The following is a 21,915-nucleotide window of genomic DNA, read 5'->3' on the forward strand; positions in this document are numbered from 1 at the left end:
ATGAATGGCGAGTAACAACGTAGCCCAATTTGCCGCGGAACTGAAAATGCCTGCTGGTGTGCTGCTCGAACAGCTGCAGGCAGCGGGCGTCCAGAAAGCGAGTGAAGACGATGCGCTGTCCGAGGCGGACAAGGCGCGTCTGCTCGATCATTTGCGCAAGTCGCACGGCGCGACCGACGGCGACAAGCGCAAGATCACGCTGACCCGCAAGCATACGTCGGAGATCAAGCAGTCCGACGCGACGGGCAAGGCTCGCACCATTCAGGTCGAGGTCCGCAAGAAGCGCACGTTCGTCAAGCGCGACGACGTGAGCGATGTCGCGGATCAGGGTCAGGCACAGGCCGCCGAAGCGGATGACGACGCGGAACTGAAGCGCCGCGAGGAAGAGGCGCGCCGCGAAGCGGAGCTGCTCGAGAAGCAGGCTCAGGAGCTGCGCGAGCGCCAGGAGCGCCTCGAGCGCGAGGAAGCGGAACGCCGCGCCCGCGAGGAAGCGGCCGAAGCGGAGCGTCGCCGCGCCGAGGACGAAGCAGCGAAGCGCGCCGCGGCCGAAGCGGCGGCGAAGCAGGCTGCTGCCGCCCAGCAGGCGGCAGCAGCCGAACAGGAAGCGCGCTCGCAGTCTTCGCAGGACGAAGAGCGTGCGGCCGCCGAACGTGCGGCGCAGCGCGAAGCGGCGAAGAAGGCCGAGGACGCTGCTCGCGAAGCGGCGGACAAGGCGCGCGCCGAGCAGGAAGAGATCAGCAAGCGCCGCGCGGCCGCGGAGGCGGAAGCGCGTGCGATTCGCGAGATGATGAACACGCCGCGCAAGGCCGTGGTCAAGGCTGTCGAGCCGCCGAAGCCGGTGGAACCGGCCAAGCCGGCCGAAGCGAAGGGCACGCTGCACAAGCCGGCGAAGCCGGAAGGCGCGCAGGCGCGTCCGGCGGCGAAGAAGCCGGCCGGCGCAGCACCGGCGACGACGCAGGCGCCGGCTGGCGCGGGCGACCGCAACAAGAAGCCGGGCGCCGGCAAGGGCGGCTGGCAGGACGACGCCGCGAAGCGCCGCGGCATCAAGACGCGCGGCGACTCGAGCGGCGGCGTCGACCGCGGCTGGCGCGGCGGCCCGAAGGGGCGCGGCCGTCACCAGGACAGCGCATCGTCGTTCCAGGCGCCGACCGAGCCGATCGTCCGTGAAGTGCATGTGCCGGAAACCATCTCGGTGGCCGACCTTGCGCACAAGATGGCAATCAAGGCCTCCGAAGTCATCAAGGTGATGATGAAGATGGGCCAGATGGTCACGATCAACCAGGTGCTGGACCAGGAAACCGCGATGATCGTCGTCGAGGAACTGGGCCACCGCGCGGTTGCGGCGAAGCTGGACGATCCGGAAGCGCTGCTCGTCGAAGGCGAGACCGGTACCGATGCAGAGCAGCTGCCGCGTCCGCCGGTCGTCACCGTAATGGGTCACGTCGACCACGGCAAGACCTCGCTGCTCGACTACATTCGCCGCGCGAAGGTTGCAGCGGGCGAAGCGGGTGGCATTACGCAGCACATCGGCGCGTATCACGTCGAAACGCCGCGCGGTGTCGTCACGTTCCTGGATACCCCGGGTCACGAGGCGTTCACGGCAATGCGTGCGCGCGGTGCGAAGGCGACCGACATCGTCGTTCTGGTGGTGGCGGCCGACGACGGCGTGATGCCGCAGACGAAGGAAGCGATCTCGCACGCGAAGGCGGGCGGGGTGCCGATCGTCGTCGCGATCAACAAGATCGACAAGCCGGAAGCGAACCCGGACCGCGTGAAGCAGGAACTGGTCGCCGAAGGCGTCGTGCCGGAAGAATACGGTGGCGATTCGCCGTTCGTGCCGGTGTCGGCGAAAACGGGCGTGGGCATCGACGACCTGCTCGAGAACGTGCTGCTGCAGGCCGAAGTGCTGGAACTGAAGGCACCGGTCGAGGCGCCGGCCAAGGGTATCGTGATCGAAGCGAAGCTCGACAAGGGCAAGGGCCCGGTCGCGACGATGCTGGTGCAGTCCGGTACGCTGAATCGCGGCGACATCGTGCTCGCGGGCACCGCCTACGGCCGCGTGCGTGCGATGCTCGACGAGAACGGCAAGCCGACGAAGGAAGCCGGCCCGTCGATCCCGGTCGAGATTCAGGGTCTGTCGGAAGTGCCGGGCGCAGGCGAGGAAGTGATCGTGCTGCCGGACGAGCGCAAGGCGCGAGAAATCGCGCTGTTCCGTCAGGGCAAGTTCCGCGACGTCAAGCTGGCGAAGCAGCAGGCGGCGAAGCTGGAAAGCATGCTCGAGCAGATGGGCGAAGGCGAAGTGCAGAACCTGCCGCTCATCATCAAGGCCGACGTGCAGGGTTCGCAGGAAGCGCTCGTGCAGTCGCTGCTCAAGCTGTCGACCAGCGAAGTGCGCGTGCAGATCGTGCACAGCGCGGTGGGCGGCATCAGCGAAAGCGACGTCAACCTCGCGACGGCATCGAAGGCGGTCATCATCGGCTTCAACACGCGTGCGGATGCGCAGGCGCGCAAGCTCGCGGAAGCCAATGGCGTCGATATCCGCTACTACAACATCATCTACGACGCAGTGGATGAGGTGAAGGCGGCGATGTCGGGCATGCTGGCACCGGAGAAGCGCGAAGTCGTGACCGGCATGGTCGACGTGCGCCAGGTGTTCAAGGTACCGAAGGTCGGTACGGTCGCAGGCTGTATGGTCACGGACGGTATCGTCAAGCGCTCGTCGTCGGTGCGCGTGCTGCGCAACAACGTCGTGATCTTCACCGGCGAACTCGAGTCGCTGAAGCGCTTCAAGGACGACGTGAAGGAAGTCAAGCAAGGCTTCGAGTGCGGTATGTCGGTGAAGAACTTCAACGACGTCATCGAAGGCGACCAGTTCGAAGTCTTCGAAGTAACCGAAGTCGCGCGTACGCTGTAATAAGCATCGCGCATCGGCTCGTGGGCGGGGCAGGCGTGGGCCTGTCCCGCCCATTTTCATGGCGGCGCGCCAAGGGCCGCCGCTTTGTCCTGATAAACACATCAGGGATCGATCATGTCCAGGAAACGTACTTCTCCCAATCGCAACGTGCAGATCGCCGACCAGATTCAGCGCGACCTGTCCGAACTCATCATGCGCGAGGTCAAGGACCCGCGCATCGGCATCGTGACCATCCAGAGCGTGGAGCTCACGCCGGACTACGCGCACGCGAAGGTGTATTTCACGACGCTCACCGGCGATCCGACCGCCACGCAGGAGGCGCTGAACCATGCGTCGGGTCACCTGCACAACCTGCTGTTCAAGCGCCTGCACATTCACACGGTGCCGACGCTGCATTTCCATTACGACCAGACGATCGAGAAGGCCGTGGCGATGTCGCTCCTGATCAAAGAGGCCAACTCGACGCGCGCGAAGGACGACGACGAAGCCGACGCGACGCCCGCGAAGGACGATTGAGTTCCCCCGGCCTATGACGAATGCAGCATCCCAACGTCCGCGCGTGCCGAGGCGCGCGCTGGACGGCGTCCTTCTGCTCGACAAGCCGGTCGGCCTGTCGAGCAACGATGCCCTGATTCGCGCGAAGCGCCTCTACCTCGCGAAGAAGGCCGGCCACACCGGCACGCTCGATCCGCTGGCCTCGGGGCTGTTGCCGCTGTGCTTCGGCGAAGCGACGAAGTTCTCGCAAGACCTGCTCGAAGCCGACAAGACCTACGAGGCGACGATGCGTCTCGGCGTGCGCACCACGACGGGCGACGCGGAAGGCGAGGTGCTCGACACGCGGCCGGTCGAATGCGACCGGGCGGCCGTGGAAGGGGCGCTTGTGCGCTTCACCGGCGAGATCGTGCAGGTGCCGCCGATGTACTCCGCGCTCAAGCGCGACGGCAAGCCGCTCTACGAATATGCGCGCGCCGGCCAGACGGTCGAGCGCGAAGGGCGCAACGTCACGATCCACCGGCTCGAACTGCTCGCGTGCGACCTGCCCGACGTGACGTTCCGCGTGACCTGCAGCAAGGGCACGTACGTGCGCACGCTGGCGGAAGATATCGGCGAGGCGCTCGGCTGCGGCGCGCACCTGACGATGCTGCGCCGCACCGGCGTCGGTGCGCTGACGCTCGACCACGCGGTGACGCTCGATACGCTGTCCGACGCCGACGATGCCGCGCGCGATGCGTGGCTTCAGCCGGTCGACGCGCTGCTGTCGACGTTTCCGATGGTGACGCTCGACGACGCGTGCGCGAAGCGCTTCCTGCACGGCCAGCGGCTGAAGCTGTCGGAGCTCGCGCGTATCGACGCGAGCGAAGGCGAGCGGGTGCGGGTCTACGACGCGACGCGGTTGCTCGGCGTGGCCCGCGCGGCGAACGGCGTGCTGGCGCCCGAGCGGCTCGTCGTGACGGCGGCGTGAAGTCGCGTGGCGCGCCGGCATTGCCGGCGGCATGACAAAAGGCCCGGTCGTTGCGACCGGGCCTTTTGTCTTGTGCACCGTCAGGCGCCGCGCTCAGTGCGCCGCCGACGCCGCCGCGCCGGCATCGCCGCCACCCGCGCGTTCGGGTTTCGTGATCCAGATCAGCGCGACCAGCAGCACGAAGATCGCGGCCGAGATGTAGAACAGGTCGTTCACGCCGAGCTGCGCCGCCTGCTGCGTGGCCATGTTGTTGATGAGGCCATGCGCCTGCTGCTGGGTCAGGCCGAGATTGCCCATCTGCGTGACGGCCTGGTTGAACGTCGGGTTGTAGACGTTCGTTTGCTCCACCAGTTGCGCGTGATGGAAATTGTTCCGGTGATCCCACGCGGTCTGGAAGATCGACGTGCCGATGCCGCCGCACATGATCCGCACGAAGTTCGACAGGCCCGAGGCCGCGGGAATGCGGTGGCCGGGCAGGCCGGACAGCGTGATCGACACGAGCGGGATGAAGAAGCCTGCCATCGCGATGCCCTGCACGAGCGTCGGCAGCGTCAGCGACCATTCGTCGACGCCGGTCGTGTAGCGGGAACGCATCCAGAAGCACAGCGCAAAGGTCAGGAACGACGCCGTCGAGATATAGCGTGGATCCGTGCGCGGCAGATACTTGCCGGTGAGCGGCGACAGCAGGATCGCGAACAATCCGACAGGCGCCATCACAAGACCGGCGTCGGTCGCGGTGTAGCCGATCTGCGTCTGCAGCCACAGCGGCAACAGCACGAGGTTGCCGAAGTACAGGCCGTACCCGATCGACAGCGCGACCGTGCCGCCGGTGAAGTTCCGCATGCGGAACAGCGACAGGTCGACCACCGGATGCTCGGCGGTGAGTTCCCAGATGACGAAGAACGCGAACGCGATGACGGCGGTCAGCGCGAGCACGATGATGGTCGTCGACGCGAACCAGTCGAGATCCTTGCCCTTGTCGAGCATGATCTGCAGCGAGCCGACCCAGACGACCAGCAGCGCGAGGCCCACGCCGTCGATCGGCGCGCGGCGCACGACCGACTCGCGCTGGCGGTAGATCATCCACGTCGCGATCGCGGCGGCGATGCCGACCGGGATGTTGACGTAGAAGATCCAGGGCCACGAGTAGTTGTCCGAAATCCATCCGCCGAGAATCGGGCCGGCGACGGGGGCGATCAGCGTCGTCATTGCCCAGAGCGCGAGCGCCATCGGCGCCTTCGCGCGCGGGTAGCTCGCGAGCAGCAGCGCCTGCGATAGCGGAATCATCGGGCCCGCGACGGCGCCCTGGATCACGCGCGACACGAGCAGGAACGGCAGCGTCGGCGAGAGCCCGCACATCCACGATGAAATGACGAACAGGATGATCGACGTGAGGAACAGGCGAACCTGTCCGAAGCGATCGGTGAGCCAGCCCGTCAGCGGCACGGAGATCGCGTTCGCCACCGCGAACGACGTGATGACCCATGTGCCCTGGTCGGCCGACACGCCGAGATCGCCCGAGATCGTCGGGATCGCGACGTTCGCGATCGACGTGTCGAGCACGTTCATGAACACGGCGAGCGACACCGCGATCGTCCCGATCAAGAGTTGCCCGCCTTGCAAGGGCGGGTGAGAGACAGGAGGCTGTGCCATGTCGGTGGTTTTCCGGGAACGGAACGATTACATCATCTTCGCGATGCTGCCTTGCTTCGCCGCGGCCGGCGCCGGAGCCGACGCGTTGCCGCCCGCGTTCTCCGCGACGATGCGCGCGATTTCGGCGTTGGCTTCGTCGCCGTACTTCGCGAACACGTCGGTCTGGTAGACCGTGTTCTGCACGTTGCCGAGCTGGTTGCCGCTTTCGTCCTTGATGTTGACGTCGACCTGCATCGACAGGCCGATGCGCAGCGGATGCTTTTCGAGATCCTTCGGATCGAGTTCGATCCGCACCGGCAGGCGCTGCACGACCTTGATCCAGTTGCCGGTCGCGTTCTGCGCGGGCAGCAGCGAGAACGCGGAGCCGGTGCCGGCCGAGAAGCCGATGACCTTGCCGTGATAGACGACCGACGAGCCGTAGATGTCGGCGGTCAGCTCGACCGGCTGGCCGATGCGCATGTGGTTGAGCTGGACTTCCTTGAAGTTCGCGTCGACCCACACCGCGTTCAGCGGCACGACCGACATCAGCGGCGTACCCGGCGACACGCGCTGGCCGACCTGCACCGAGCGCTTCGCGACGTAGCCGGTGACAGGCGCGGGCAGCGTGTTGCGCGCGTTGGCGAGATACGCGTCGCGGACTTTCGCGGCCGCGGCGAGCACGTTCGGGTGCGATGCGATCGTCGTGTTCGCGGTCAGCGCACGGTTTGACGCGAGCTGCTGCTGCGCGGTGTCGAGCGACGCCTGCGCGCCCTTTACCGCGTCACGCGCGTGCGAGATTTCTTCCTGCGACACGGCGCCGGTCTGCGCGACCGCGAGGCGGCGGCGCAGGTCGTCTTCGGCGCGCGACAGGTCCGACTGGCGCAGCGCAACCTGCGCACGGTACTGGTCGTCGTTGACGAACAGGCCGCGCACCTGGCGCACCGTCTGCGCGAGGTTCGCCTCGGCCTGCTGCAGCGCGACCTGCGAATCGGCCGGATCGAGCACCACGAGCGAATCGCCGGCCTTGACGGTCTGCGTATCGTCGGCCTTCACCGCGATCACGGTGCCCGTGACCTGCGGCGTGATCTGCACGACGTTGCCGTTCACGTAGGCGTCGTCGGTCGACTCGTGGAAGCGCGCGACGAGGAAGTAGTACAGCCCGTAGGCAACGGCCGCGATCACGATGACCGCGACGAGCAGCGTCATCATCCGCTTGCGCTTGCCGTTATTCTGCGCCTGGGCGCTGGCGGCGTTCAGTTGAGGGTCGCTCATGGCGATTTTCTCCGTCCGTTATTTCGAGTGTCTGCGTAGTGGTCGTGCCGATTCAGTTCGCGGCCTGTTGCGCGGCCTTGGCCTGCGCGGTCCGCTGTTCGGCATCGGGTGCGGCGAGGCGGGTGCCGGTGGCGTCGAAGCCGCCGCCGAGCGCCTTGATCAGCGCGAGCTGCATGTCGCGCCGCCGCATCTTCAGGTTGATCACGGTCTGCTCCGACGCGAGGCGGTTGCTGTCCGCGTTCAGCACCTGCAGCTGCGGCGACAGGCCGGCCTTGTAGCGGATCACCGCGAGGTCGTATGCCTTCGTCGACGCGTCGAGCGCGCGCTGCGCGTCGTCCATCTGCCGGTCGACCGCGCGGATCGACGCGACCTGCGTCGCGACGTCGTTCAGCGCGCCGATCAGCGTCTGGTTGTAGTTCGCGACCGACAGGTCGAAGTCCGCATAGCGGCCCTTGAGCTGCGCGCGCAATGCGCCGCCGTCGAAGATCGGCAAGTGGACTGCCGGGCTGAACTGCGCCTGGCGGCTCGCGAAGTTCAGGAATTTGCCCCAGCCGAACGCATCGAAGCCGAAGCCGGCCGCGAGGTTCACGTCAGGGTAGAACTCGGCTTTCGCTTCCTTCACGTCGTGCATCGCGGCTTCGACCTGCCAGCGCGCGGCGACGATGTCGGGGCGGCGCGACACGAGGTCGGCGGGCAGGTTGTCGGGCAGCACGACGGCGCCGCCCGGATTCAGGACGGGCGCGGCGATCTGCAGGCCGCGGTCCGGCCCCTTGCCGAGCAGGGCGGCAAGCTGGTAGCGCACGATCGTGATCTGGCCGTCGAGGTCGGACAGCGATGCCTGGGTCGTCGCGATGTTGCCGCGCGCGGTCTGCCGTTCGACGTTGGTGTCGAGGCCGGCCGTCACGCGGCCGTCGGTGATCTTGCCGACCGTCTGGCGGTTGACGATCTCGCGCTGCGCGATGTCGCGCAGCGCATAGAGCTGCGCGAGCGAGTTGTAGGTGCGGGCGATCGACGACGCGAGCGTGATGCGCGCCTGCTGCATGTCCGCCTCGGCGGCCTTTTCCTGCGACACGGCGGTATGCAGGCGCTCGCGGTTCTTGCCCCACAGGTCGAGGTCCCACGACGCGCTCGCGAGCACGTTGTTCTCGCTGACCCACTGGCCACCCAGCGGCGGCGGGAAGAGCGCGTTGCCCGAATACAGCTGGCGGGTCCACGAATAGCTGCCGTCGACCTTCGGCAGCAGCGTCGAGCGCGACGACTCGATGTACGACGATGCCTTGGCGATCCGCGCCTGCGCCTGCGCGATCGACGGGTTGTCGGCGAGCGCTTCGTCGATCAGCTTCGGTAGCTGCGCGTCGCCGAACTGGGTGGCCCAGTCGAGCGACGGCCACTTGCCGCCCTGGGCGGGCAGGCTCTGCGCGGTTTCGAATTGCGACGCCGGGGCGATCTGCTTGTCGCTCTTGATGCCGAAATAGTTCGCACAGCCCGCCAGCGCCAGCGCGGCGACCGCGGCGGCGATGGCGGACCGGTACGATCCGGCACGCACGGACAGCGGAGAGGATTTCATCGCGCTGATCCCTGACTCGGAATGAATAATGGACACTGCAAGGATTTCCTTACATTAATCTGTCAAAGATGATTGTTATTGCAATTATTGCGGGGTGCTGCCGCCGGTCGTCTCGCACGCATTGCCGAGAATGCGGCGCAGCATGCTTTTCAGGAAGCCGACTTCCTCCGGCGTGAAGCCGTCCAGCAGCTGGTCGAGCACACTGCGGAAGATGGCCGGCAGCCGTTCGGCGAGCGCGCGCCCTTCGTCGGTCAGTTCGAGCCGCACGACGCGCCGGTCCTCGATGCTGCGCACGCGCGACAGCAGACCCCGCTTCTCGACGCGGTCGAGCAGGCGCGTCACCGCGCTTGCGTCGATCCCGTATTCGCGGGCGAGCTCGGCGGCCGTCGAGCATTTGCCGACCGCGATCATGAACAGCATGCTGGCCTGCGTGCCCGTGATGCCGAGTTCTCCTTGCGTGCGCTGCGTGACGAGGTTGGTCATTAGCGATTTCACGCGCGACATCAGATAGCCGACGCTATCGTTCACCTGATAGGTGGAAAGCGATACGGACTGCGGTTGGGAAGAGGAGGGATCCGACATAAAACCGTGAATCTGCAATAGTTGACTAGGCAGTAGTGTAGGCGCAAATGCTTGCTGCGACAAATGTTAATCGAAGGGCCCGGGGCGTGCTGGGCGCCGCCCAATGCCCTACATTGATTAGGGGCTTTGCCGGCGGGCGGGAGGCGGCCGGGGCGGGCGCCCGGCGCATTTTCGGGCGCGGGGTGCGGGTTCGGCTTGTTGTGGCGCAGCGTCCGGACCATTCGCGTCATTCGCGCGTGCTATACTTTATGGTTTCCAAGCTGTGCATCGCGCACGCACGTGACCAACGGGCGTGCGTATTTGCGCACCCAATCGATTTTCAGGTTTCTATGACCCGCGCCCTTCGCAACATCGCCATCATCGCCCACGTCGACCACGGCAAGACGACGCTCGTCGACCAACTGCTTCGCCAGTCCGGCACCTTCCGCGAGAACCAGCAAGTCGCCGAGCGGGTGATGGACTCGAACGACATCGAAAAGGAGCGCGGGATCACGATTCTCGCGAAGAACTGCGCGGTCGAATACGAAGGCACGCACATCAACATCGTCGACACCCCGGGGCACGCGGACTTCGGCGGTGAAGTCGAGCGCGTGCTGTCGATGGTCGACTCGGTGCTGCTGCTCGTCGACGCGGTCGAAGGCCCGATGCCGCAGACGCGCTTCGTGACGAAGAAGGCGCTCGCGCTCGGCCTGAAGCCGATCGTCGTGATCAACAAGGTCGACCGCCCGGGTGCGCGCATCGACTGGGTCATCAACCAGACCTTCGACCTGTTCGACAAGCTCGGCGCGACCGAGGAGCAGCTCGACTTCCCGATCGTTTACGCGTCGGGCCTGAACGGTTATGCGTCGCTCGACCCGGCCACGCGCGAAGGCGACATGCGCCCGCTGTTCGAGGCGATTCTCGAGCACGTGCCGGTCCGTCCGGCTGACCCGGAAGCGCCGCTGCAACTGCAGATCACGTCGCTCGACTATTCGACGTACGTCGGCCGGATCGGCGTCGGCCGCATCACGCGCGGCCGCATCAAGCCGGGCCAGCCGGTCGTGATGCGCTTCGGCCCGGAAGGCGACGTGCTGAACCGCAAGATCAACCAGGTGCTGTCGTTCAAGGGCCTGGAGCGCGTGCAGGTCGAGTCGGCCGAAGCGGGCGACATCGTGCTGATCAACGGCATCGAGGACGTCGGCATCGGCGCCACGATCTGCGCGGTGGACACGCCGGAAGCGCTGCCGATGATCACCGTCGACGAGCCGACGCTGACGATGAACTTCCTCGTCAACTCGTCGCCGCTCGCGGGCCGTGAGGGCAAGTTCGTGACGAGCCGCCAGATCCGCGACCGCCTGATGAAGGAACTGAACCACAACGTCGCGCTGCGCGTGCGCGATACCGGCGACGAGACGGTGTTCGAAGTGTCGGGCCGCGGCGAACTGCACCTGACGATCCTGGTCGAGAACATGCGCCGCGAAGGCTACGAGATGGCGGTGTCGCGTCCGCGCGTCGTGATGCAGGAAGTTGACGGCGTGAAGCACGAGCCGTACGAACTGCTGACGGTCGACCTCGAGGACGAGCACCAGGGCGGCGTGATGGAAGAGCTGGGCCGCCGCAAGGGCGAAATGCTCGACATGGCGTCGGACGGCCGCGGCCGCACGCGTCTGGAATACAAGATCTCGGCGCGCGGCCTGATCGGCTTCCAGAGCGAATTCCTGACGCTCACGCGCGGCACGGGCCTGATGAGCCACATCTTCGACTCGTACGCACCGGTCAAGGACGGCTCGGTCGGCGAGCGCCGCAACGGCGTGCTGATCTCGCAGGACGACGGCGCAGCCGTGGCATACGCACTGTGGAAGCTGCAGGATCGCGGCCGCATGTTCGTGAAGCCGGGCGACGCGCTCTATGAGGGCATGATCATCGGCATCCACAGCCGCGACAACGACCTCGTCGTGAACCCGATCAAGGGCAAGCAGCTGACCAACGTGCGCGCGTCGGGCACCGACGAAGCCGTGCGTCTCGTGCCGCCGGTCCAGATGTCGCTGGAATACGCGGTCGAGTTCATCGACGACGACGAACTCGTCGAAGTGACGCCGCAGTCGATCCGCCTGCGCAAGCGCTTCCTGAAGGAGCACGAGCGTCGTCGCGCGAGCCGCGAAGGCGCGGTCGACTAAGCGTTTCGACCGTTCCCGTGCATGACGAAAAAGGCTGCCTCGTGGCAGCCTTTTTCGCATCCGTGCGACGCGCAACCGGGTTGCCTGCAAAACACTGTTCCTGCCGGTCGCGACAATCCGGCAAAACCCCGCCACACGGTGCTTTCAGGCACATTTCGGCGTGAACTTTGGTATCGGTTCTGTGATATGCTGCGCGCACGCAAGTTTAGGTCCTTCCAAGCAAGACTTGATTCGCAATCCGCTAAACGGTCAGGCCGTGTCGCGGAAGGTTGAGCAACCCGCTATTTCTCGAGAAGCTCGAAGAAAGGTGAGCGTAAAATGTCAGATGTAATGAAGCAGTTTCAGCTGAACTCCTATCTGTTCGGCGGCAATGCTTCGTACGTTGAAGAACTGTACGATGCATACCTCAACAATCCGGCGTCGGTGCCGGAGAACTGGCGAGAGTATTTCGACGCGCTGCAGAATGTGCCTGCAACGGACGGTTCGAATGCCAATGACGTCGCGCATTTCCCGATCGTCGAATCGTTTGCCGAGCGTGCGAAGGCCAATGCCTTCATCCCGCGCGAAAGCGGCACCAATCTGGCTGCGGCGCGCAAGCAGGTTCACGTCCAATCCCTCATCAGCGCATATCGCTTCCTTGGTTCGCAATGGGCCAATCTGGATCCCCTGAAGCGTCGCGAACGTCCCGCCATTCCCGAACTCGAACCCGCGTTCTACGACTTCTCCGAAGGTGACCTGGACCAGACGTACAGCGCGAGCAACCTGTATTTCGGTTTCGATCAGGCTTCGCTGCGCGACATCGTCAAGGGTCTGCGCGACACGTACTGCGGCACGATCGGCGCCGAGTACATGTACATCAGCGATCCGGAGCAGAAGCGCTGGTGGCAGGAGCGCCTGGAGTCGACCCGCGCGACGCCGAACTTCTCGGCAGACGAGAAGAAGCACATCCTGAATCGCCTGACGGCCGCAGAAGGCCTCGAGCGTTACCTGCATACCAAGTACGTCGGCCAGAAGCGCTTCTCGCTCGAAGGCGGCGAAAGCTTCATCGCGGCGATGGACGAAGTCGTCCAGCACGCGGGCAAGCGCGGCGTGCAGGAAATCATCATCGGCATGGCCCACCGCGGCCGCCTGAACGTGCTCGTCAACACGCTCGGCAAGATGCCGGCCGACCTGTTCGCCGAATTCGAAGGCAAGCACGTCGACGATCTGCCGGCCGGCGACGTGAAGTACCACAAGGGCTTCTCGTCGGACGTGTCGACGGAAGGCGGCCCGGTGCACCTGTCGCTCGCGTTCAACCCGTCGCACCTCGAAATCGTGAACCCGGTGGTCGAAGGTTCGGCGAAGGCGCGGATGGACCGTCGCGGCGACGAAGACGGCCTGCAGGTGCTGCCGGTGCAGATTCACGGCGACGCGGCCTTCGCCGGCCAGGGCGTCGTGATGGAAACGCTGAACCTCGCGCAGACGCGCGGCTACGGCACGCACGGCACGCTGCACATCGTCATCAACAACCAGATCGGCTTCACGACGTCCGACCCGCGCGATGCGCGTTCGACGCTGTACTGTACCGATGTGGTCAAGATGATCGAAGCACCGGTGCTGCACGTGAACGGCGACGATCCGGAAGCCGTGATCCTCGCGACGCAGATCGCGATCGATTACCGGATGCAGTTCCACAAGGATGTCGTGATCGACATCGTCTGCTTCCGCAAGCTGGGTCACAACGAGCAGGACACGCCGGCTGTCACGCAGCCGCTGATGTACAAGAAGATCGCGCAGCACCCGGGCACCCGTGCGCTGTACGCCGAGAAGCTCGTGCAGCAGGGCGTGATCACCGCGGAAGACGCCGACAACTACGTGAAGGCGTACCGCAAGGCGATGGACGACGGTCACCACACGATTGATCCGGTCCTGTCGAACTACAAGAGCAAGTACGCGGTTGACTGGGTGCCGTTCCTGAATCGCAAGTGGACGGACGCAGCTGATACGGCCGTGCCGCTCGCCGAACTGAAGCGCCTCGGCGAACGCATCACGACGGTCCCGGAAAACTTCAAGGTCCACCCGCTCGTCGAGCGTGTGATCAACGACCGCCGCAACATGGCGCGCGGTGACCAGCCGCTCGACTGGGGCATGGGCGAACACCTCGCGTTCGCGTCGCTGGTCGCATCGGGCTACTCGGTGCGCTTGACGGGCCAGGACTCGGGCCGCGGCACGTTCACGCACCGTCACGCGGTGCTGCACGACCAGAACCGCGAGCGCTGGAATGACGGCACGTACGTGCCGCTGCAGAACATCGCCGACAACCAGGCGAAGTTCACGGTGATCGACTCGGTGCTGTCGGAAGAAGCCGTGCTGGGCTTCGAATACGGTTACTCGACCGCCGAGCCGAACACACTCGTGCTGTGGGAAGCGCAGTTCGGCGACTTCGTCAACGGCGCGCAGGTCGTGATCGACCAGTTCATCTCGTCGGGCGAAGTGAAGTGGGGCCGCGTGTCGGGTCTCACGATGCTGCTGCCGCACGGCTATGAAGGCCAGGGCCCGGAACACTCGTCGACCCGTATCGAGCGTTTCCTGCAACTGTGCGCGGATCACAACATGCAGGTCGTCCAGCCGACGACGCCGGCGCAGATCTTCCATCTGCTGCGCCGCCAGATGATCCGCCTGTTCCGCAAGCCGCTGATCGTCGCGACGCCGAAGTCGCTGCTGCGTCACAAGGAAGCGGTGTCGGACCTGTCGGAACTGGCGAAGGGCTCGTTCCAGCCGGTGCTGGGCGAAACCGACGGCGGCATCGACGCGAAGAAGGTCAAGCGCGTGCTGGCATGCTCGGGCCGCGTGTATTACGACCTCGTCGCACATCGCCGCGAAGCGAAGGCGAACGACGTTGCGATCATTCGTATCGAGCAACTGTATCCGTTCGCGCACAAGCAGTTCGAAACCGAAATGAAGAAGTACGAGAACGCGACCGAAGTGGTCTGGGTGCAGGACGAGCCGCAAAACCAGGGCCCGTGGTTCTACGTCGAACACCACCTGAAGGAAGGCATGAAGGAAGGGCAGAAGCTGGCATACAGCGGCCGTCCGGCTTCGGCCTCGCCGGCGGTCGGCTACTACGCGAAGCACTACGAGCAGCAGAAGGCCCTCATCGAAGGTGCTTTCGGCCGCTTGAAGAGCGCATCGATCGCGAAATAACCGACGTCAAGCGAAACGGGAAAGCGCATAGCGCTTTCCCGAATCTTTTGGCCCGCAGGACGCGCATCGCGCCGCATCGGCCGGAAGAATCGCCAGCTCGTCATTACCCAGATTAAGCATCCAGGAAAATCACATGGCTATCGTAGAAGTCAAAGTCCCCCAGCTGTCGGAGTCGGTGTCGGAAGCCACCATGCTGCAGTGGAAGAAGAAGCCCGGCGAAGCTGTCGCGCAGGACGAAATCCTGATCGAACTCGAGACCGACAAGGTCGTGCTCGAAGTGCCGGCGCCGGCCGCCGGCGTGCTCGCGCAAGTGCTGCAGAACGACGGTGACACGGTGGTCGCCGACCAGCTGATCGCGACCATCGACACCGAAGCAAAGGCCGGCGCGGCCGAAGCAGCGGCAGGCGCTACCGAAGTCAAGCCGGCAGCCGCTCCCGCTGCTGCCGCACCGGCCGCACAGCCGGCCGCCGCAACGGCGTCGAGCACGGCGGCTGCATCGCCGGCGGCGTCGAAGCTGCTGGCCGAGAAGGGCCTGTCCGCAGGCGACGTCGCAGGCTCGGGCCGCGACGGCCGCGTCACGAAGGGCGACGCGCTGGCAGCAGGCAGCGCACCGAAGGCTGCTCCGGCTGCCGCACCGGCGAAGACCGCCGCTGCGAAGCCGTCGCTGCCGGACGTGAAGGTGCCGGCGTCGGCAGCGACGTGGCTGAACGACCGTCCGGAGCAGCGCGTGCCGATGTCGCGCCTGCGTGCGCGTATCGCCGAGCGCCTGCTCGAGTCGCAGCAGACCAACGCGATCCTGACGACGTTCAACGAAGTGAACATGGCTCCGGTCATGGAGCTGCGCAACAAGTACAAGGACAAGTTCGAGAAGGAACACGGCGTAAAGCTCGGCTTCATGTCGTTCTTCGTGAAGGCCGCCGTGCACGCGCTGAAGAAGTTCCCGCTCGTGAACGCGTCGATCGACGGTAACGACATCGTCTACCACGGCTACTTCGACATCGGTATCGCCGTCGGCTCGCCGCGCGGCCTCGTGGTGCCGATCCTGCGCAATGCGGACCAGCTGAGCCTCGCCGAGATCGAGAAGAAGATCGCCGAATTCGGCCAGAAGGCGAAGGACGGCAAGCTGTCGATCGAGGAAATGACGGGCGGTACGTTCTCGATCTCGAACGGCGGCGTGTTCGGCTCGATGCTGTCGACCCCGATCATCAACCCGCCGCAGTCGGCAATCCTCGGCGTGCACGCAACGAAGGAGCGCCCGGTCGTCGAGAACGGCCAGATCGTGATCCGTCCGATCAACTACCTGGCGCTGTCGTACGACCACCGGATCATCGACGGCCGCGAAGCGGTGCTGTCGCTCGTCGCGATGAAGGATGCGCTCGAGGATCCGGCACGTCTGCTGCTCGACCTGTAAGCCACGCCACCTGCATTGACCCGCTCCGCACGGGCGCGCGACATCGCGCGCCCGTGCGGACGCACAAGAAGAAAGGATTGCCATGTCCAAGGAATTTGACGTCGTCGTGATCGGCGCCGGCCCCGGCGGCTACATCGCCGCGATCCGCGCCGCTCAACTGGGCAAGACCGTTGCCTGTATCGAAAAGTGGAAGAACCCGGCCGGCGCGCTGAAGCTCGGCGGCACCTGCCTGAACGTCGGCTGCATCCCGTCGAAGGCGCTGCTCGCGTCGTCGGAAGAGTTCGAGAACGCGTCGCACCACCTCGCCGACCACGGCATCAGCGTCGACGGCGTGAAGATCGACGTCGCGAAGATGATCGGCCGCAAGGACGCGATCGTCGAGAAGATGACGTCCGGTATCGAGTTCCTGTTCAAGAAGAACAAGATCACGTGGCTGAAGGGCCACGGCAAGTTCACGGGCAAGACCGACGCCGGCGTGCAGATCGAAGTGAGCGGCGAGGGTGAAACCGAAGTCGTCACCGCGAAGAACGTGATCATCGCGACGGGCTCGAAGGCGCGTCACCTGCCGGGCATCCCGGTCGACAACAAGATCGTCTCCGACAACGAAGGCGCGCTGACGTTCGACGCGGTGCCGAAGAAGCTCGCCGTGATCGGCGCGGGCGTGATCGGCCTCGAGCTCGGCTCGGTGTGGCGCCGCCTGGGCGCCGAAGTGACGGTGCTCGAAGCGCTGCCGGCGTTCCTCGGCGCGGCCGACGAAGCGCTCGCGAAGGAAGCGGCGAAGCTGTTCAAGAAGCAGGGCCTCGACATTCACCTCGGCGTGAAGATCGGCGAAGTGAAGACGACCGCGAACGGCGTGTCGATCGCTTACACGGACAAGGACGGCAACGCGCAGACGCTCGACGCCGACCGCCTGATCGTGTCGGTCGGCCGCGTGCCGAACACCGACAACCTCGGCCTCGAGGCGATCGGCCTGAAGGCGAACGAGCGCGGCTTCATCGACGTCGACGACCACTGCCGCACGGCGGTGCCGAACGTCTATGCGATCGGCGACGTGGTGCGCGGCCCGATGCTCGCGCACAAGGCGGAAGACGAAGGCGTGCTGGTCGCGGAAGTGATCGACGGCCAGAAGCCGCACATCGACTACAACTGCATTCCGTGGGTGATCTACACGTACCCGGAAATCGCGTGGGTCGGCAAGACGGAGCAGCAGCTGAAGGCGGAAGGCCGCGAGATCAAGAGCGGCAAGTTCCCGTTCTCGATCAACGGCCGCGCGCTCGGCATGAACGCGCCGGACGGCTTCGTGAAGATGATCGCGGACGCGAAGACCGACGAACTGCTCGGCGTGCACGTGATCGCGGCGAACGCGTCGGACCTGATCGCGGAGGCGGTGGTGGCGATGGAGTTCAAGGCGGCGTCGGAAGACATCGCCCGCATCTGCCATCCGCACCCGTCGATGTCGGAAGTGATGCGCGAAGCGGCGCTCGCCGTCGACAAGCGCTCGCTGAACAGCTAAGCGCGCATTGACGCGCCGGCCCGTTCTGCGGCCGGCGCTGCGGTCCCACGACGAAGGCGGGCGGGGTTTCCTGCTCGCCTTCGTCTTTTCCGGTTTGCATGATGAACGTCACCGAATACTACGCGCGGGAGCTGACCACGCGCGGTTACCAGTCCGACCCCGCGCAGCGCGCGGCCATCGACCGCCTGCAGCGTTGCTACGACGAGTGGGTAGCCTACAAGGCGCGTCGCTCGAACGCGTTCAAGAAGCTCATCATTCATCCGGACCTGCCGCGCGGCGTCTACATGTGGGGCGGCGTCGGGCGCGGCAAGAGCTTCCTGATGGACAGCTTCTATGCGGTCGTGCCGGTGCAGCGCAAGACGCGCCTGCATTTCCACGAGTTCATGCGCGAAGTGCACCGCGAGCTCGAGGAACTGAAGGGGCAGGCCGATCCGCTCGACGAGCTCGCGCGACGCATCGCGAAGCGCTACCGGCTGATCTGCTTCGACGAGTTCCACGTGTCGGACATCGCCGACGCGATGATCCTGTACCGGCTGCTCGACCGGCTGTTCATGAACGGCGTGCAGTTCGTGATGACGTCCAACTACGATCCGGACGACCTGTATCCGGACGGCCTGCATCGCGACCGGATGCTGCCGGCGATCGCGCTCATCAAGAACAAGCTCGACGTGCTCAACGTCGATGCGGGCGTCGACTATCGCCAGCGCACGCTCTCGCAGGTGCAGATGTACCATACGCCGCTCGGCGCGGACGCGGATCGCGCGCTGCGCCATGCGTTCGCGCAGCTCGCCGCGGTGCCCGACGAGAGTCCGATCCTGCACATCGAGAAGCGCGAGCTGAAGGCGCTGCGCAAGGCCGACGGGGTCGTGTGGTTCGATTTCGCGACGCTGTGCGGCGGACCGCGCTCGCAGAACGACTACCTCGAGCTGGCGAGCCGCTTCCATGCGATCGTGCTGTCCGAGGTGCCGCAGATGTCGCCGCGGATGGCGTCGGAGGCGCGTCGCTTCACGTGGCTGATCGACGTGCTGTACGACCACAAGGTCAAGCTGCTGATGTCCGCGGCGGTGCCGGCCGAGCAACTGTACGTCGAAGGGCCGATGGCCAACGAATTCACGCGGACGGTCTCGCGGATCGTCGAGATGCAGTCGAAGGAGTATCTCGAGACGCCGCGCCGCATCGTCGATACTTCGTTGACCTGAGCGCAAGCGATTGGTGCGACGCGCGAAGTCTCGGCATTCAATGGTTAATTCCGGTTAAATCGGTGTTATCTCGTCGTAATTTCGGATTAGTCTTATATTCAACCTCGGGTTGAGCCGATATCGTTGTGTCATGGTTCCTAAGGCTGGAGATGTCCATGACACCGTATCGTGACCTTACCGACGACGAGTGGCAGCGCGTCACGTCGCTACTACCGGAAATGCAGCCGCGCACCGAGTTGCGTGGCCGGCCGCTCGCCAACACGCGCGCCGTGCTGAACGGCGTGCTCTGGGTGATCTACAGCGGCGCGACCTGGTCGGCGATGCCGCGCCGCTACCCGTCGTACCAGACGTGCCATCGCCGCTTCAAGGTCTGGCATGAAACCGGCACGCTGATGCACGTGATGCGTGCGCTCTATGGCGAGGCGGGCATGAAGCTGTGCAACACGCTGGCCACGCGGATGCGCAAGCACGCGCAGTCGAAGGCAGCGCAAGCGCGCAGCGTGGCGAGGCCGGCGCCGCGCGCGTATCAGTCGGAAGCACTGAAGCGCGCAGCATGATCGCCTGTATTGCACGCCTGTCTCGTCCCGAAATGAAATCGGCCTGCGACACTGTCGCAGGCCGATTGGCGTGATGCGGCGCGTCGTCGCGCGCAGGCCGTTACTGCTGGCGAACCCAGGTCTGTGACCGGCCGAGCAGCGACACGCCGATATAGCCGCGCACGACCAGCTTCTGACCGCCGTCGTCCAGCGTCATCTTGCACTTGTAGACCTTGCCGTTCTCGGGGTCGAGGATGTTGCCGCCATCCCAGTGGTCGCCATCCTTCTTCATCGCCTTGATGATCGTCATACCCTTGATCAGCTGATCCTTGCGTTCGTCCGTGCATGCGCTGCAGCGGCGATCAGGCGTGTCGTTTGCGCCGAGGCCCTTGACGACCTTGCCCGACAGCGAGCCATCCGAATCCTCGGCGATCTGCACGAGCGCCTTCGGCTTGCCGGTACTGTCGTCGATCGTTTGCCACGTGCCGATCGGGCTGTCGCCTTGTGCAAACGCGTGTGCGGCACAGGCGAGTAGCGCGCCGGCCAGAGCCATCGTACGCAACGGGCGGGTCAGGTGAGTCATCGTCGTCCTCCTTGTTTTGCATGTCGTTTTCGAACCGCTCGCACGACCGTCTGCATGGGGCGGTGCATGTTGCGAGCTTCCGGCAGAATACGTGAAACCAGGCGCTGCGTTTGATAGAGGGGGCTCTAATCGAAACGCCCCGCGCGGCGGGCCGTGCGGGGCGCAATCAATTGAGCTGGTACGAGAAGGATGCGTTCACGCGCGGGCTGCGTGATGCGCTCTCGAGCGGCGCGTCGCCGACCGGTTTCGCGACGGACAGGTCGATGCTGTAGTAGCGGCTGTCGGTCAGCCGCACGCCGATGCCGAACGACGACAGCCGGTTCGGCGACGGCGTGCCGGCATGCAGGTAGACGCGCGCCATGTCGTACGCGATGTAAGGCGTGATCGTCTTCAGGTACGTCCAGCCGGGCGAGAACGCGCGATTGACCTCGAGCGACATGCTCCATCCGGAATCGCCCGACGTCTCGCCCGGTTGATAGCCGAGCGCGTAGCGCTGCGCGCCGAACGAGATCTGCTCGGACGTCGGCAGCGATTCGGGGCTGTACTGGCCCGTCAGCGAGACCGACGTGCCGATCCGGAACGGCCATTCGTTGGTCTGCGTGAACGTCGCGCCGGTGCGCACGAAGGTCAGCGAAATCGGGCTCGGCACCGAGGTCGTGGTATTGCCGACGCTGATGTCCTGCGATTTCGACGCGCCGAGAATGTCGAAGCCCTTCGCGACGTTCACACTCAGCTTTCGCACCTGCGCAGGGCTCACGCTCGTGTAGTCGAGCTGCATCTGCAGCACCCGGACCTGCGTCCGGTTGTCGAGCGTCGCCCCGGTGATCTGGTTCTGATAGCGATCCTCGTTGTGCGACGCATAGCCGGACACGGTACCGAGCAGGCTGCGCTGGTTGTTCAGCAGTAACGGATAGGATGCCGAAAGACCCAGCTTTTCGTTTTTCACCGTGCGTTGCACGTACGACGGCAGGCCAGGGTTGTCGGCCGGCTTGCCGCGGTACGTGCTGGCGTCGAGGCGCGTGACGAGGCCGCTGCTGCCGACAGGCACCGCGCCGCTGAACGCGAAGTAGGTCTGCTTGTCTCGCCCCGGCGGCGCCAGCGCGGAGATGCTCAGCTGCTCGCCGAACGACGTGAGGCCGTTTTCGGTCGCGGTGATGAGGCCTTGCACGCCGGGATGGTTGAAGTCGATCCCGGTGCCGATGTTGAACGGCTTGCGGTCGACGTTCAGTTCGAGCGTCGTCGCGCCGTCGGTGCTCTGCGGCGGCGGCACGTTGGCCTTCACCGACACGCCGGGCAGCAGGCCGAACGTGTTCACGTAGCGCTCGAACGTCGCGCGGCGCAGCGGACGATCGGCCGTGATGTGCGCGGCGATCGCGCGGATCTTCGATTCCATCGCGCCGGGCTTGCCGGTGACCTTCACGTCCGCGACATAGCCCTCGACGACGGTCACGTGCACGACGCCGTTCTCGAAGGTCTGCGCGGGGATGAACGCGAACGACAGCGCGTAGCCGCGATCCTGGTAAAGCTTCGTCACGCCGTTGGCGGTCTCGATCAGCTCGCCGATCGTGATGTCCTTGCCGACGAGCGGCGTGAACCGGCGCGAGATTTCCTCGAACGGCACCGACTTGACGCCTTCGACCTGGAACGTGGTCGGCGTCAGGTGGCGCGAGAGGAGTTCCTGCAATTGCGGCGCCTGGGGCGCGACCTGCACGGTCACGTTCGGCCCTTTCTTCGGCGCATTGATCTGGGGGAGCGAGTCGACCGGGTTGCCGGCGATGCGCGTCTGCGCATGTGCCGCGCCTGCCGCCGCCGTGATGGCGAGCAGCATCATCCATTTATCGCGTCTGGATTTCATTGTTGTACCTCGTAGGCCTTGCTTGTCGTCTTTTAATGTCCGCACGCGGC

At 65.3% G+C, this 21,915-nt stretch carries 15 protein-coding genes; 9 read left to right on the top strand and 6 right to left on the bottom strand.

From position 1 onward, the window contains the following. The first annotated feature begins 4 nt into the window (after positions 1-4). From infB to truB, 3 genes are all read left to right on the top strand, one after another. Positions 5-2,914 (top strand): translation initiation factor IF-2, encoded by a 2,910-nt coding sequence (infB, locus tag B7P44_RS07540; protein WP_084902412.1) that lies wholly within the window; start codon positions 5-7, stop codon positions 2,912-2,914. Positions 2,915-3,028: 114 nt separating this feature from the next. Continuing rightward, positions 3,029-3,430 carry a 30S ribosome-binding factor RbfA gene (rbfA, locus tag B7P44_RS07545; protein WP_084902416.1) on the top strand — a complete coding sequence of 134 codons (402 nt, stop codon included), beginning with the start codon at positions 3,029-3,031 and terminating at the stop codon, positions 3,428-3,430. Between the two features lie 13 nt (positions 3,431-3,443). After that, the gene (gene truB / locus B7P44_RS07550) at positions 3,444-4,376 is read left to right on the top strand and encodes a tRNA pseudouridine(55) synthase TruB (protein ID WP_084902418.1); all 933 of its coding nucleotides are present in this window, start codon (positions 3,444-3,446) and stop codon (positions 4,374-4,376) included. Positions 4,377-4,469: 93 nt separating this feature from the next. Here truB and B7P44_RS07555 read toward each other — a convergent pair whose 3' ends face one another. The 4 genes from B7P44_RS07555 to B7P44_RS07570 form a co-directional block, all read right to left on the bottom strand. Then, positions 4,470-6,029: a DHA2 family efflux MFS transporter permease subunit gene (locus B7P44_RS07555; RefSeq protein WP_084902420.1), complete on the bottom strand. Its 1,560-nt coding sequence runs from the start codon at positions 6,027-6,029 to the stop codon at positions 4,470-4,472. Between the two features lie 27 nt (positions 6,030-6,056). Then, positions 6,057-7,280: an HlyD family secretion protein gene (locus B7P44_RS07560; protein ID WP_084902422.1), complete on the bottom strand. Its 1,224-nt coding sequence runs from the start codon at positions 7,278-7,280 to the stop codon at positions 6,057-6,059. Positions 7,281-7,332: 52 nt separating this feature from the next. Next, complete coding sequence (locus B7P44_RS07565; protein ID WP_084902425.1) at positions 7,333-8,847, bottom strand: efflux transporter outer membrane subunit; 1,515 nt, start codon at positions 8,845-8,847, stop codon at positions 7,333-7,335. An 84-nt stretch (positions 8,848-8,931) separates the two neighbouring features. After that, entirely contained in the window at positions 8,932-9,429 is a 498-nt protein-coding gene (locus B7P44_RS07570) for a MarR family winged helix-turn-helix transcriptional regulator (RefSeq protein WP_059478601.1), read from the bottom strand. A 329-nt stretch (positions 9,430-9,758) separates the two neighbouring features. Here B7P44_RS07570 and typA point away from each other — a divergent pair, with 329 nt between their 5' ends. The 6 genes from typA to B7P44_RS07610 all read left to right on the top strand — a co-directional run bounded on the left by typA (position 9,759) and on the right by B7P44_RS07610 (position 19,448). Continuing rightward, complete coding sequence (gene typA / locus B7P44_RS07580; protein ID WP_084902427.1) at positions 9,759-11,585, top strand: translational GTPase TypA; 1,827 nt, start codon at positions 9,759-9,761, stop codon at positions 11,583-11,585. 318 nt (positions 11,586-11,903) lie between these two features. Next, positions 11,904-14,768 carry a 2-oxoglutarate dehydrogenase E1 component gene (locus tag B7P44_RS07590; protein WP_084902430.1) on the top strand — a complete coding sequence of 955 codons (2,865 nt, stop codon included), beginning with the start codon at positions 11,904-11,906 and terminating at the stop codon, positions 14,766-14,768. Positions 14,769-14,901: 133 nt separating this feature from the next. Further along, positions 14,902-16,179: a 2-oxoglutarate dehydrogenase complex dihydrolipoyllysine-residue succinyltransferase gene (odhB, locus tag B7P44_RS07595; protein WP_084902432.1), complete on the top strand. Its 1,278-nt coding sequence runs from the start codon at positions 14,902-14,904 to the stop codon at positions 16,177-16,179. An 82-nt stretch (positions 16,180-16,261) separates the two neighbouring features. Continuing rightward, on the top strand, positions 16,262-17,692 hold the full coding sequence (lpdA, locus tag B7P44_RS07600; protein ID WP_084902435.1) for a dihydrolipoyl dehydrogenase: 1,431 nt from the start codon (positions 16,262-16,264) through the stop codon (positions 17,690-17,692). Between the two features lie 101 nt (positions 17,693-17,793). Next, complete coding sequence (gene zapE, locus B7P44_RS07605) at positions 17,794-18,891, top strand: cell division protein ZapE (RefSeq protein WP_084906502.1); 1,098 nt, start codon at positions 17,794-17,796, stop codon at positions 18,889-18,891. A 155-nt stretch (positions 18,892-19,046) separates the two neighbouring features. After that, entirely contained in the window at positions 19,047-19,448 is a 402-nt protein-coding gene (locus B7P44_RS07610; protein WP_084902439.1) for a transposase, read from the top strand. Positions 19,449-19,548: 100 nt separating this feature from the next. Here B7P44_RS07610 and B7P44_RS07615 read toward each other — a convergent pair whose 3' ends face one another. After that, the gene (locus tag B7P44_RS07615; RefSeq protein ID WP_084902440.1) at positions 19,549-20,010 is read right to left on the bottom strand and encodes a DUF2147 domain-containing protein; all 462 of its coding nucleotides are present in this window, start codon (positions 20,008-20,010) and stop codon (positions 19,549-19,551) included. Between the two features lie 166 nt (positions 20,011-20,176). Beyond that, complete coding sequence (locus B7P44_RS07620; protein ID WP_084902443.1) at positions 20,177-21,865, bottom strand: ShlB/FhaC/HecB family hemolysin secretion/activation protein; 1,689 nt, start codon at positions 21,863-21,865, stop codon at positions 20,177-20,179. Positions 21,866-21,915 lie beyond the last annotated feature (50 nt).

The organism is Burkholderia ubonensis subsp. mesacidophila, assembly GCF_002097715.1.
Taxonomy (GTDB): Bacteria; Pseudomonadota; Gammaproteobacteria; order Burkholderiales; family Burkholderiaceae; genus Burkholderia; species Burkholderia mesacidophila.